The organism is Mycolicibacterium canariasense (assembly GCF_002101555.1).
Classification (GTDB): Bacteria; Actinomycetota; Actinomycetes; order Mycobacteriales; family Mycobacteriaceae; genus Mycobacterium; species Mycobacterium canariasense.
The window spans coordinates 85,952-97,580 of record NZ_LQOL01000079.1 but is presented as its reverse complement, the minus strand read 5'-3'; the positions used below and the strand labels follow the sequence as shown (position 1 = coordinate 97,580).

The following is an 11,629-nucleotide window of genomic DNA, read 5'->3' as shown; positions in this document are numbered from 1 at the left end:
CATGCCAACGATCCTCATCGCCTCTTGCCCGCCGATCGGCCACATCGGCCCGTTGCTCAACGTCGCTCGCGGCCTGGTCCTGCGTGGTGACCGCGTCACGGTGCTGACCTCGGCCCGGCACGCCGACGCGATCCGGGCCATCGGCGCCGAGCCGCTGCCGCTACCCACCGGTGCCGACTTCGACGACAGCGCACTGGATGCCGACCTGCCCGGCCGCGCCGAGACGTCGGGGATCGAACGGGTGAACTTCGACATCAAACATGTCTTCGTGCGGCCACTGCCCTATCAGGCCGCAGCACTGGCAGATGCCCTGGCCGCCAACACGTTCGACGCGGTGCTCACCGACGCCTTCTTCCTCGGCGTCCTGCCGATGCTGCTCGGTGGCCGTCGGGATCGGCCGCCGGTGCTGACCTACTCGACGACACCCTTGCTTCTCAGCAGTCGTGATACCGCCCCGAGCGGCATGGGTCTGCTCCCTGGATCCGGCTTGTCCGGCCGGGCCCGCAACCGGCTGCTCAACCTGCTGGCGCAGCGCGTACTGCTGCGGCCGGCGCACCGTTCGCTCACCGCGATGCTCGACGTCCTGGGTCTGCCCGAGTCTCCCGCCTTCGTGCTCGATTCCGGCGTCCTCGCCGACCGGCTGATCGTGCCGACCGTGCCCGAGTTCGAGTATCCCCGTTCCGATCTACCCGGCAATGTCCGCTTCGTCGGCGCCGTCACACCGACACCCGCGACCGCGTTCCGGCCGCCGGTCTGGTGGGACCGCTTGGGTCGAGACCGTCCGGTGGTGCACGTCACCCAGGGCACCGTGGACAACGCCGATCTGTCCCGCCTGATCGAGCCGGCCGTCACCGCGCTGGCCGACGCGGACGTCACGGTGGTGGTGAGCACCGGAGGGCGCCCGGTGGAGCAGATCGGGATCACGTTGCCTGCCAATACCGTTGTCACCGAATACATTCCGCATGACGTGCTACTTCCGGAAGTCGACGCGATGGTGACCAACGGTGGCTACGGCGCGGTGCAGCGCGCGCTGGGGGCGGGCGTGCCGCTGGTGGTCGCGGGTAACACCGAGGACAAGCCCGAGGTCGCCGCCCGGGTCGAGTGGGCGGGGGCGGGCATCAACCTGCGCACCGGCACGCCGTCGGCCGCCGCCGTCGGCGCGGCGGTCCGGGAAATCTTGGGGGACGACCGCTATCGGCGCCGGGCTCGCGAGCTTGAGGCGGCCTTCGCCCAGCGGGACGGGGTGGCCGAGATCGCCGCACTGCTGGACGAGGTGATCGCTGAGCACCGGAGCCCTGGACGAGGACATGGCTGCGTTCCGGTGCGGAACACAGCCATGTCGGCAGAGTCGAGGCGTGCGGGCTGAGCCGGCGTCAGGCGGTCTTGTCCCGGCGCTCGGCCCGCGACGGCTTGCGCGGCACGATGGTCGGCAGCACGTTGTCCAGCACGGTCTCCTTGGTGACGACCACCTTGGCGACATCGTCGCGGCTGGGGATGTCGTACATGGCCGGCTGCAGCACCTCTTCCATGATGGCGCGCAGGCCGCGGGCGCCGGTGCCGCGGTGGATGGCCTGGTCGGCGATGGCATCCAGCGCCTCCGGCGTCATCTCCAGCTCGACCCCGTCCATCTCGAACAGCCGGGTGTATTGCTTGACGAGGGCGTTCTTCGGCTTGGACAGGATCTGTACCAGCGATTCCTTGTCCAGGTTGGTCACCGAGGCGACGACCGGCAGGCGGCCGATGAATTCCGGGATCAGTCCGAACTTGATCAGGTCCTCGGGCATGACCTCGGCGAAGTGGTCCTGGGTGTCGATCTCGGCCTTGGAGTGCACCTCGGCGCCGAAGCCCAGCCCGCGCTTGCCGACGCGATCGGAGACGATCTTCTCCAGCCCGGCGAACGCACCCGCGACGATGAACAGCACGTTGGTGGTGTCGATTTGGATGAACTCCTGGTGCGGGTGCTTGCGGCCGCCCTGCGGAGGCACCGACGCCTGCGTGCCTTCCAGGATCTTCAGCAGGGCCTGCTGCACGCCTTCACCGGACACGTCGCGGGTGATCGACGGGTTCTCGCTCTTGCGGGCGATCTTGTCGACCTCGTCGATATAGATGATGCCGGTCTCGGCGCGCTTGACGTCGTAATCGGCGGCCTGGATCAGCTTGAGCAGGATGTTCTCGACATCTTCACCGACATAGCCGGCCTCGGTCAGCGCGGTGGCGTCGGCGATGGCGAACGGGACGTTGAGCATCTTGGCCAGGGTCTGCGCCAGGTAGGTCTTGCCGCAGCCGGTGGGCCCGAGCATCAGGATGTTCGATTTGGCCAGCTCGACCGGCTCGGCGCGGGAATCGCGCGACTTCTCCTGTGCCTGGATGCGCTTGTAGTGGTTGTAGACCGCCACGGCGAGGGTCTTCTTGGCGGTGTCCTGACCGATGACGTAGCCCTCGAGGAACTCACGGATCTCCGCGGGCTTGGGCAGCTCGTCGAGTTTGACGTCGTCGGCGTCGGCCAGCTCCTCCTCGATGATCTCGTTGCACAGGTCGATGCACTCATCGCAGATGTATACGCCAGGACCCGCGATGAGCTTCTTCACCTGCTTTTGGCTCTTTCCACAGAACGAGCACTTCAGCAGGTCACCGCCGTCTCCGATACGCGCCATCTGGGTGCGTCCTACTTCCTGTTGCCGTCGGTTGTCACACCGCTTGTCACACCGTTCGTCGGGTAACTCCGGGTGTTCACCCGACGCTACCCGTTCGCTCCATCCCGTTGCGACCGATAACACCGAATCGCGTGGGTGGTATTTGTTCGCGTGGAGGAGAACATATCCCTCCGCGCGGCTCGCCACCCGTCGGCGCGCGGACTGTGTCCCTGGCGTGTCGCCGGTGTAACGGAAACGCAGTCTTCGAAGGTGCCTTCGCCGCGCTCCACGATACCGTGCGCCACCACCGGCAAAGGCTGAGATGACGGCCCTGCCCGGTGCCATCGAAGCCTCATATGCAGCAGCTTTCCCATAGTCCACGGTGGCCCCATGAGTACACGTCGCCCGGCATAATCGGCGCATGGCTGTGCCGGCCGAGTCCCCGAGCCGCGCCGAGCTGCTCGCCGCCCTGTCGGTCGCGGTCGACCTGGGACTCGGGCAGCCCGGCGAACACATGTTGCGCTCCGCCCTGATCGCGACCCGACTGGCCGACCGGTTGGGGCTCGACGGCGCCCAACGCGACGGCGTGTACTACACGACGCTGATCATGTGGATCGGATGTCACGCCGACTCGCACGAGTACGCGCGCTGGTTCGGCGACGACATCGCGGTGCGCCACGACAGCTACCTGGTGGACACCGCCGGGCTGCCACTGATGCGTTTCCTGATCGGCAACGTCGCCCGCGGTGAACCGCTGCTGCACCGGCTGAACGTGCTGACCGCGCTCTTCGTCGACGCCCGCGGGCAGCTGTCCCGGATGATCCACTCACACTGCACCTCCGCCGCCCTGCTGGCCGACCGGCTCGGCCTGGGACCCGATGTACAGGCCGCGCTGGGCTACGCCTTCGAGCGGTTCGACGGCGGCGGGATGCCGGCGGGTGCGTCCGCGGACGGCATCCCGATCCAGATGCGGGTGGCGCAGCTCGCCGATCTCGCCGAGGTGCACCACCGGATCGGCGGTGTCGCCGGCGCGGTCGCGATGGCCACCGCGCGCCGTGGTGGGCAGTTCGATCCTGCGGTGGTGGACGTTTTCATCCAGGACGCCGAGGCCATCCTGGCCGGCCCGGCGACCGGGGACGCCTGGCAGGCCGTGCTGCAGCAGGCACCCGACCGCCACGAACGCCTCGACGATGCCGGCCTGGACGCCCTGTTGATGGCCCTCGGCGATTTCGTCGACCTGAAGTGCCCGTTCACCCTCGGGCATTCCCGGGAAGTGGCGCAGCTGGCCGGTGACGCGGCCGCGGCGACCGGCCTGGACGCAGCGGCCGCGGCGCTGACCCGACGGGCCGGGCACGTGCACGACCTCGGCCGCATCGGTGTCTCGAATCAGGTCTGGTCCAAAGCCGGCCCGCTGACGGCCGGCGAGTTCGAACGGGTCCGGCTGCATCCGTACCTGACGGTGCGCATCCTCAGCCAGGTGCGTGGCCTGAGCCAGGTGGCCCAGCTGGCCGGGAACCATCACGAGTGCCTGGACGGCTCCGGCTACCCGCGGGGCCTGCCGGCCGCCGCACTGGGCCTGCCCGACCGCATCCTGGCCGCCGCGGTCGCCTACCGGTCGGGTTGCGAGCCGCGGCCCTACCGCGAGGCGATGACCGCGGCATCGGCGGCGCATCGACTGCGCGAACGGGTCCGCTCCGGGACTCTGGACACCGTCGCGGTGGAGGCGGTGCTGCACGCGGCCGGGCACAGCACCGAACGGCCCGGTGCCCGTCCGGACGGGCTGACCCCGCGCGAGGTGGACGTGCTCGGGTTGGTCGCCCGCGGCGCATCGAACAGGGATATCGCCAAGGCGCTGGTGATCAGCGAGAAGACCGCACGCAACCACGTCGAGCGCACCTACGCCAAGATCGGGGTGTCCAACCGCGTCGGCGCCAGCATGTACGCGCTGCGGCACGGGCTGGCCACGCCTGGATGAATGGGGCGAAAGCCCCATGTGCGCGGGCCTCGGGTGGGCCACCATCGAGTGATGACAAACACCACGAACAAAGCCGCCATCAGCCTCACCACCGGCCTGGAGGACGCGGAGCGGGTGACGGTGGCCTTCCTGGTCGCCGTCGGTGCCGCCGAATCGGGCCGCCCGACCATGATGTTCCTGACCAAGGAGGCCGTGCGCCTGGTCGTCCCCGGGGTCGCCGTGGGCACCGCCTGTGATGGCTGCCCGCCGCTGCCGGACCTGCTGGAGCGCTATCGCAAGGCCGGCGGGCGCTACCTGGTCTGCCCCATCTGTATCCAGTCCAAGCACCTGGACGCGAGCAACTTCATCGCCGGGGCCGAAGCGGGCGGCACCGTGCAGCTGTGGGAATGGATCGGCGACGGCGCCACCACCTTCAGTTACTGAGGGGCGGTCGCTCGAAACAGGTGTCGTTCTACTCAGGCCAGAGAAATCGACGTGGCCGACAATTTCGGACACACAGCATGGCCACAGGGAAGGAACGACGATGAGAAGACCCCTTGCCGGTGCCGGCGGCGCCACCGCCTGCACGTGCGTGCTCGCCGCCAGCATGGTGCTGGCGACGGATGTGCCCAGCCCACCCCGCTCGGCGCCGCCCGCGGTTGCGTTGGCTGCCCTGCACCAACCATTCCCGACCACGGTGCCCGAACTCGTCGACCGAGTGAGTACATTCGCCGCACTCGTCGATCCCCTGGTGGCCGACGATCTCCAGACACCGAAATCCAATACCACCACCAAGGCGATCGCGACGGCAATACCGCTCGCTACCGCCGCGGCGGGTCCGGTCTCCTATGCCTTCACCCAGATTGTGAACGCCGTCGTCCAAGGTGTGCTGACGCTCGTGGCACCCGCGATGAACAATCCCGTGCTGGCTCCGATCGTCGGCCCCGCCGTGTTGTTCGGCGGCATCCTGGCCGGGCTGGCGGTGGGAACCATCTACTCGGTGATCGTCGGGATCGAAAATGCCGTGAGCGGTGTCGTGGCCTCCATCGGCGCCGTCCTGGGCCAGGTCTTCCGGCTGCCCGCACCGCTCGCGGTCACCGCCGCCAGCGCCGCGCCCGCACCGCCGTTACCGACCGCAATCGGCGTCCGCACGGACCTGCCCGGCACAGTCACCGCCGCGGACGCCGACATCGCACCTCGACGCCACAAGGCCGAACCGGACACCGCGGGCACCGTCACGCCCGTCGACACCGCCGGCACCGTCACGCCCGTCGACACCGACGCAACGGGGGACGACGCGGTCCTGTCGGGGACACCGCCGCCCACCGTGCCGAAGTCCACGGCGACGGACGCCGAACCGGATGACGCGACGCCCTCGGATGAACCGAAGCCGGCCGAGCCGGTCAAGACTCGGCCCAAGGTCCGGCCGTCGTTGGGTAACCCGGAACGGCCGGCCCGGCACGAGTCGGAATCCGACGCCGGACCCAAGAAGCGCCCCAAGAAGAGCGAAGTCGCCGCATCGGACGCGCCGGCACCAGCGCCTGCCGATGACGGCTCGTCGCCGGATCCGGCAGCGGGCTGAAACGCGAAATTGCCGCTGCGGCGCGTTCGTCTCGAACAATCGCGCCGTAACGGCAATCTCGTCGTGAGCTAGGCGTTCTGCGCCGACAGCTTCCGGTAGGCCAGCACGGTGTCGATGATGCCGTACTCCTTGGCTTCCTCGGCGGTGAGGATCTTGTCGCGGTCGGTGTCCTTGCGGATGACGGCCGGATCCTTGCCGGTGTGCCGGGCCAGCGTGCTGTCCATCAGGCTGCGCATGCGCTCGATCTCGGCGGCCTGGATCTCCAGATCGGAGACCTGCCCCTGGATCGCCCCGCCGACGGCGGGCTGGTGGATGAGCACGCGGGCGTTGGGCAGCGCGAGCCGCTTGCCCGGGGTGCCGGCGGCCAGCAGTACCGCCGCGGCCGACGCGGCCTGCCCGAGGCAGACGGTCTGGATGTCGGCGCGGACGTACTGCATGGTGTCGTAGATCGCCATCAGCGAGGTGAACGAGCCACCGGGCGAGTTGATGTACATGGTGATGTCGCGATCGGGATCCAGAGACTCGAGCACCAGCAACTGGGCCATGATGTCGTTGGCCGAGGCGTCGTCGACCTGCACGCCGAGGAAGATGATGCGTTCCTCGAACAGCTTGTTGTACGGGTTGGACTCTTTGACGCCGAAGCTGCTGTGCTCGATGAACGACGGCAGGATGTAGCGCGATTGCATCGGGTTCATTTGATACCTGCTCCTGGTCCGTCGCCGTTGACGCTGACGCTGGTGATGATGTGGTCGACGAAGCCGTACTCCAGGGCCTCCTTGGCGGTGAACCAGCGGTCGCGGTCGGCGTCAGCTTCCACCCGCTCCAGCGTCTGGCCGGTGAACTCGGCGTTGAGCCGGTTCATCTCCTTCTTCGTCAACGCGAACTGCTCGGCCTGGATCGCGATGTCGGCCGCGCTACCGCCGATGCCGGCGGACGGCTGGTGCATCATGATCCGCGCGTGCGGTAGGGCGTACCGCTTGCCCTTGGTGCCGGCGGCGAGCAGGAACTCGCCCATCGATGCGGCCAGGCCCATGGCATAGGTCGCCACATCGCACGGCGCCAGCACCATGGTGTCGTAGATGGCCATCCCCGCGGTCACCGATCCACCCGGCGAGTTGATGTAGAGGTGGATGTCCTTGGTGGGGTCCTCGGCGGCCAGCAGCAGAATCTGCGCGCACAGCCGGTTGGCGATGTCGTCATCGACCTGGGTGCCCAGGAAGATGATGCGCTCGGCGAGCAACCGCTCATACACCGAGTCGATGAGGTTGAGCCCCGACGCGCCAGAACGCATGTCAGTCACGGCTGGATACCTGCTTTCTCGAGTTGTCGTACTCGTTCACCGACATTAACCAACGCGTGGCGAAGCGCACGCCCGAGAGGGCGCGCGTTCGCTCACAGCGTCACGCGTCGGCGTCGTCGCCCTTGTCGTCATCCTTGGCCTCAGCCTTCTTCTTGGCCTTCTTGGCCGCCTTCTTCTCTGCCTTCGCGGCCTTCTCGGCTTCGTCGGCCTCCTCGACGGCCGGCTCGTCGTCACCCTCGACCTCGGCGTCGGCAACCTCGGCACCGCCGGACGGTCCGAAGAACTCCGCGGTGTCGACGACGTTTCCATCGGTGTCGGTGACGGTGGCACCGTGCACCACCGCGGCGATGGTCAGGCCGCGGCGCACGTCGGCGAACATGGCCGGCAGCTGGTTGTTCTGCTGCAGGAAGCCCAGTAGCTGCTGCGGCTCCAATCCGTACTGGCGCGACATCAGCACCAGCCGCTCGGTCAGGTCGGCCTGGCCGACCTGGATGTCGAGCTTGTCGGCGATGGCGTCCATGAGTAGCTGCGTCTTGACGGCCTTCTCGGCGTTGCTGCGGTTGTCCGCGTCGAATTCCTCGCGGCTGCTTCCCTGTTCGGTCAGCGACTCCTCGAACTTGCTCTCGTCGTGGTCCAGTCCGTGGATGGCGTTGTGCAGGGTGTCGTCGACCTGGGCCTGCACGATCGCCTCGGGCAGCGGCACCTCGACCTCGGCGAGCAGGGTCTCCAGCGCCTTGTCGCGGATCTGCTCGGCCTGCTGGATGCGCTTGGCCCGGCGGACCTGCTCGACGAGGTTCTCCTTGAGCTCGTCGATGGTGTCGAATTCGCTTGCCAGCTGGGCGAATTCATCATCGGCCTCGGGCAGTTCGCGCTGCTTGACCGAGTTCACCTTGACCGTCACCTCGGCCTCCTGACCGGCGTGCGGGCCGGCGACCAGGGTGGTGGTGAAGACCTTGCTCTCGTCGGCTTTGAGACCGATGATCGCCTCGTCCAGGCCCTCGATGAGCTGGCCCGAGCCGACCTCGTGGGACAGCCCTTCGGTCTTGGCCTCGGGCACGTCCTCGCCGTCGACGGTGGCCGACAGGTCGATGGAGACGAAGTCCCCCTCGGCGGCCGGGCGGTCGACACCGGTCAGGGTGCCGAAGCGGGCCCGCAGGTTCTGCAGTTCGGTGTCGACCTCGTCGTCACCGACCTCGATCGGGTCGACGGTGAACGTGAGCGCCCCGAGGTCGGGCAGCTCGATCTCCGGACGGACGTCCACCTCGGCGGTGAACACCAGCTCGGCGTTGTCCTCGAGCTTGGTGACCTCGATCTCGGGCTGCCCGAGGGGCTGCACCTCGGCGGTGGTCACCGCCTCGCTGTAACGGCTCGGCAGCGCATCGTTGACCACCTGTTCCAGCACCGCGCCACGGCCGATGCGAGCCTCCAGGAGCTTGCGCGGCGCCTTGCCGGGCCGGAACCCGGGCAGCCGGATCTGCTGGGCCAGCTGCTTGAAGGCCCGGTCGAAGTCCGGCTCCAGCTCGGCGAAGGGAACCTCGACGTTGATCCGAACCCGGGTGGGGCTCAGCTTCTCGACCGTGCTTTTCACTGCGTTACTCCTGTTTGCGTCTTCGGTGGCAGCACGGCATGCCAGGACGAAACAGGTCGTCTCCGGTGGCCCGCGCGCTTCGCGAACAGGGTAGTTGACCCGTCTGGCCACCCGACACTTGGCGTCCCCGAGCAGGGCTGCCGACGACCCGGCGATCCTCAGTACGACCCATCCGGGCCCCGAGGCGCACCGAATAGCCAGCGGAATGTTCAAACGCCCTCGACTGCGGAAACCGTGTGCCACAGTCACCCCCCAAGGAGGTCAGTCGTGACTCAGCAGCGGCTTCTCAGCATGAGCCCGATAGACGAATTCGCCCCCGAGGAGGTGGCGCTACGGCCCCGGGACGCCAGGTTCGACTGGCAGAACACGCCCCTGCACTGGATGAGTGGTGACCCGTACGGTTCGCACGCCGCCACCACGCTGAATCTGTTCCTGCCGGTGGCCGAGCGGTGGTTCGCCAAGCTGCTGACCGACGCGCTGGAGTACGTGCGCGACGAGCGACTGCGCGAGCAGATCATCGGCTTCATCGGCCAGGAGGCGATCCACGCCCGCACCCACGACGACGTGCTGGCGCAGTTTGTGCGCCGGCACGGCATCGACCCGACGCCGTTCCTGGAGCAGCTGGAATGGGTGGCCGGTCAGTACGACAAGCGGATGGAACGGATCACCGGTTCGGGCCGGCGCAAGGCGCTGGCCTCGGGAACCCACGCGCTCAACGCCGCCGAACACTTCACCGGCGTGCTCGGGCACTGGTCGCTGAACAACTCGTGGGACAGCCTCGGGGTGGATCCGATCATGGCCGACCTGCTGCGCTGGCACGGCGCCGAAGAGGTGGAACACCGGCACGTGTCCTACAACGTCGCCAAGTACTTCGGCATGGACTACTTCGCCCAGGCGGCGGCGGGCATCATGGTCAGCGCCGCGTTCTTCGGACTGAGCCTGCGCGGGATCAAGTTCCTGGTGCACGAGGATCCGTCCCTGCCCAACCTCGGTTATCTGCGGCTGGCCTGGAAGCTGCGGGCCGCCGGCAAGCGTGGGTCCATCCCCACGGCGGGCTTCCTGGTCCGGTCGGGGCTCAAATTACTGCGCCGGGACTACTCGCCGGTCGACGAGGGCAGCACCGCGCAGGCGGTCGCCTACCTGTCCGCCTCCCCCGCCGCCCGCGCCATGGCCGAATGACCCGCTTGTCGCTGCGCGCACTGCTCAAGCCTTACGTCGGCGATCCGCCGCCGGGGCTGTATCGCGGCAAGGCTCCCGATCTGCTGATCCGTGTCGCGGGTGCCGCGGTGCCGCATTTCCTGTCGGTGGTGACCCGCCTCGGCGGCGATGCCGAACTGCCGGAACTGCCGGCCGCGACGAACCGCACGACGATGCGGATCGCCGACCGGCGGACCGTCGCGGCCGACGGTCAGGTGGTCGCGCTGACCCTGACACCGCTCGATGAGCACCCGTTGCCGCGCTGGAATCCGGGCGCCCACATCGATGTGCATCTCCCGTCCGGCCGCACCCGGCAGTATTCGTTGTGCGGTGATCCACGTAAGCGCGGCGAATACCGAATTGCGGTGCGGCACAGCGCGGCAGGCGACGGCGGCTCGATCGAGGTGCACGGCCTGCCGGTCGGCGCGCATATCGAGGTGAGCGATCCACGCAATGCGTTCATGATGCCGGTGCCCGGATCGGCATCGCGCACGACGCGGTTGCGGTTCATCGCCGGCGGGATCGGCATCACCCCGATCCTGCCGATGGTGCGGCTGGCCGAACGCCAGGGGACGCCGTGGACGTTGTGTTACGCCGGGCGCAGCCGGGCCGCGCTGGCCTTCCTGGACGAGCTGCTGCCCCACGGCGACAAGGTGCACCTGCGCACCGACGACGTGCACGGGTTGCCCACCGCGGAGGCGTTGTTGGACGACTTCGACCCGAGCACCGCGGTGTACGTGTGCGGGCCCCCGCCCATGATCGACACCGTCCTGCGGGCCATTCCGGTGAACTCCGGCGTGGAGGTGCACAGCGAGCGGTTCGGCGCGGCGCCGGTGGTCGACGGTGCGCCGTTCGAGCTGGAACTGGCCCGCAGTGGCGCGGTGGTCGGTGTGGGAGCGGGGCAGAGCGCCCTGGCCGCGCTGCGCAATACCGTTCCCACCGTGGCCTATTCGTGCCAGCAAGGGTATTGCGGCGCCTGCGTGCAGCGCGTGGTCTCCGGCGCGGTGGACCATCGCGACCGGCTGCTCACCGCGGAGCAGCGCGACCTCGGCCAGATGCTGGTGTGCGTGTCCCGGGCCAAGCAGGCCGGCGAACGGCTGGTGCTGGATCTGTAGAACCGGCTGAGTCGGGGTGACAGGATTTGAACCTGCGGCCTTCCGCTCCCAAAGCGGATGCGCTACCAAGCTGCGCTACACCCCGTGTTTCGCTGCGGACGGAATACTACGGGTTCAACACGCTGGGCCGTCAATTGGCTTTGTCCGCGCCCTCGCCGGTACAGTCTTGCGTTGCACGATCATGCGGGCGTAGCTCAATGGTAGAGCCCTAGTCTTCCAAACTAGCTACGCGGGTTCGATTCCCGTCGCCCGCTCCACAG

Annotated in this window: 10 protein-coding genes and 2 tRNA genes; 7 read left to right on the top strand and 5 right to left on the bottom strand. The window is 68.2% G+C overall.

The genetic code is table 11. The features are described 5' to 3' along the window. Window position 1: 1 nt before the first annotated feature. Window positions 2–1,366 (top strand): nucleotide disphospho-sugar-binding domain-containing protein, encoded by a 1,365-nt coding sequence (locus AWB94_RS26935; RefSeq protein ID WP_064961333.1) that lies wholly within the window; start codon window positions 2–4, stop codon window positions 1,364–1,366. Between the two features lie 7 nt (window positions 1,367–1,373). Here AWB94_RS26935 and clpX read toward each other — a convergent pair whose 3' ends face one another. Then, window positions 1,374–2,654: an ATP-dependent Clp protease ATP-binding subunit ClpX gene (gene clpX, locus AWB94_RS26930; RefSeq protein ID WP_062657907.1), complete on the bottom strand. Its 1,281-nt coding sequence runs from the start codon at window positions 2,652–2,654 to the stop codon at window positions 1,374–1,376. A 400-nt stretch (window positions 2,655–3,054) separates the two neighbouring features. Between clpX and AWB94_RS26925 the strand changes: the two genes are divergently transcribed. The 3 genes from AWB94_RS26925 (at window position 3,055) to AWB94_RS26915 (ending at window position 6,169) form a co-directional block, all read left to right on the top strand. Continuing rightward, complete coding sequence (locus tag AWB94_RS26925) at window positions 3,055–4,608, top strand: HD domain-containing phosphohydrolase (protein WP_062657908.1); 1,554 nt, start codon at window positions 3,055–3,057, stop codon at window positions 4,606–4,608. A gap of 51 nt (window positions 4,609–4,659) precedes the next feature. Then, window positions 4,660–5,031, top strand: a complete 372-nt coding sequence (locus tag AWB94_RS26920) for a DsrE family protein (RefSeq protein WP_062657909.1) — start codon at window positions 4,660–4,662, stop codon at window positions 5,029–5,031. Window positions 5,032–5,131: 100 nt separating this feature from the next. Continuing rightward, window positions 5,132–6,169, top strand: a complete 1,038-nt coding sequence (locus AWB94_RS26915) for a hypothetical protein (RefSeq protein WP_131805340.1) — start codon at window positions 5,132–5,134, stop codon at window positions 6,167–6,169. Window positions 6,170–6,237: 68 nt separating this feature from the next. On the opposite strand, the gene AWB94_RS26910 is transcribed toward AWB94_RS26915, so the two are convergent. The 3 genes from AWB94_RS26910 to tig all read right to left on the bottom strand — a co-directional run bounded on the left by AWB94_RS26910 (window position 6,238) and on the right by tig (window position 9,057). Further along, window positions 6,238–6,864 carry an ATP-dependent Clp protease proteolytic subunit gene (locus tag AWB94_RS26910; protein ID WP_024452296.1) on the bottom strand — a complete coding sequence of 209 codons (627 nt, stop codon included), beginning with the start codon at window positions 6,862–6,864 and terminating at the stop codon, window positions 6,238–6,240. Then, window positions 6,861–7,460 (bottom strand): ATP-dependent Clp protease proteolytic subunit, encoded by a 600-nt coding sequence (locus AWB94_RS26905; RefSeq protein ID WP_024452297.1) that lies wholly within the window; start codon window positions 7,458–7,460, stop codon window positions 6,861–6,863. The genes AWB94_RS26910 and AWB94_RS26905 overlap by 4 nt, the downstream gene beginning before the upstream one ends. A 109-nt stretch (window positions 7,461–7,569) precedes the next feature. Beyond that, window positions 7,570–9,057, bottom strand: coding sequence for a trigger factor (gene tig, locus AWB94_RS26900; protein WP_062657911.1), 1,488 nt, complete (start codon window positions 9,055–9,057; stop codon window positions 7,570–7,572). A gap of 267 nt (window positions 9,058–9,324) precedes the next feature. On the opposite strand from tig, the gene AWB94_RS26895 reads away from it, so the two are divergent. Both AWB94_RS26895 and AWB94_RS26890 read left to right on the top strand, forming a co-directional pair. Next, complete coding sequence (locus AWB94_RS26895) at window positions 9,325–10,236, top strand: metal-dependent hydrolase (protein WP_234811894.1); 912 nt, start codon at window positions 9,325–9,327, stop codon at window positions 10,234–10,236. Next, entirely contained in the window at window positions 10,233–11,369 is a 1,137-nt protein-coding gene (locus AWB94_RS26890; protein WP_084395300.1) for a PDR/VanB family oxidoreductase, read from the top strand. The genes AWB94_RS26895 and AWB94_RS26890 overlap by 4 nt, the downstream gene beginning before the upstream one ends. A gap of 11 nt (window positions 11,370–11,380) precedes the next feature. On the opposite strand, the gene AWB94_RS26885 is transcribed toward AWB94_RS26890, so the two are convergent. Next, window positions 11,381–11,454 (bottom strand) — tRNA-Pro (locus AWB94_RS26885). A 98-nt stretch (window positions 11,455–11,552) separates the two neighbouring features. Here AWB94_RS26885 and AWB94_RS26880 point away from each other — a divergent pair. After that, window positions 11,553–11,626 (top strand) — tRNA-Gly (locus tag AWB94_RS26880). Window positions 11,627–11,629: the final 3 nt, after the last annotated feature.

What these genes read in the sequence shown, in the direction of transcription:
- AWB94_RS26935 (WP_064961333.1), top strand. Translation starts at nt 2, where the DNA reads ATGCCAACGATCCTCATCGCCTCTTGCCCGCCGATCGGCCACATCGGC.
- clpX (WP_062657907.1), bottom strand. Translation starts at nt 2,654, where the DNA reads ATGGCGCGTATCGGAGACGGCGGTGACCTGCTGAAGTGCTCGTTCTGT.
- AWB94_RS26925 (WP_062657908.1), top strand. Translation starts at nt 3,055, where the DNA reads ATGGCTGTGCCGGCCGAGTCCCCGAGCCGCGCCGAGCTGCTCGCCGCC.
- AWB94_RS26920 (WP_062657909.1), top strand. Translation starts at nt 4,660, where the DNA reads ATGACAAACACCACGAACAAAGCCGCCATCAGCCTCACCACCGGCCTG.
- AWB94_RS26915 (WP_131805340.1), top strand. Translation starts at nt 5,132, where the DNA reads ATGAGAAGACCCCTTGCCGGTGCCGGCGGCGCCACCGCCTGCACGTGC.
- AWB94_RS26910 (WP_024452296.1), bottom strand. Translation starts at nt 6,864, where the DNA reads ATGAACCCGATGCAATCGCGCTACATCCTGCCGTCGTTCATCGAGCAC.
- AWB94_RS26905 (WP_024452297.1), bottom strand. Translation starts at nt 7,460, where the DNA reads ATGCGTTCTGGCGCGTCGGGGCTCAACCTCATCGACTCGGTGTATGAG.
- AWB94_RS26890 (WP_084395300.1), top strand. Translation starts at nt 10,233, where the DNA reads ATGACCCGCTTGTCGCTGCGCGCACTGCTCAAGCCTTACGTCGGCGAT.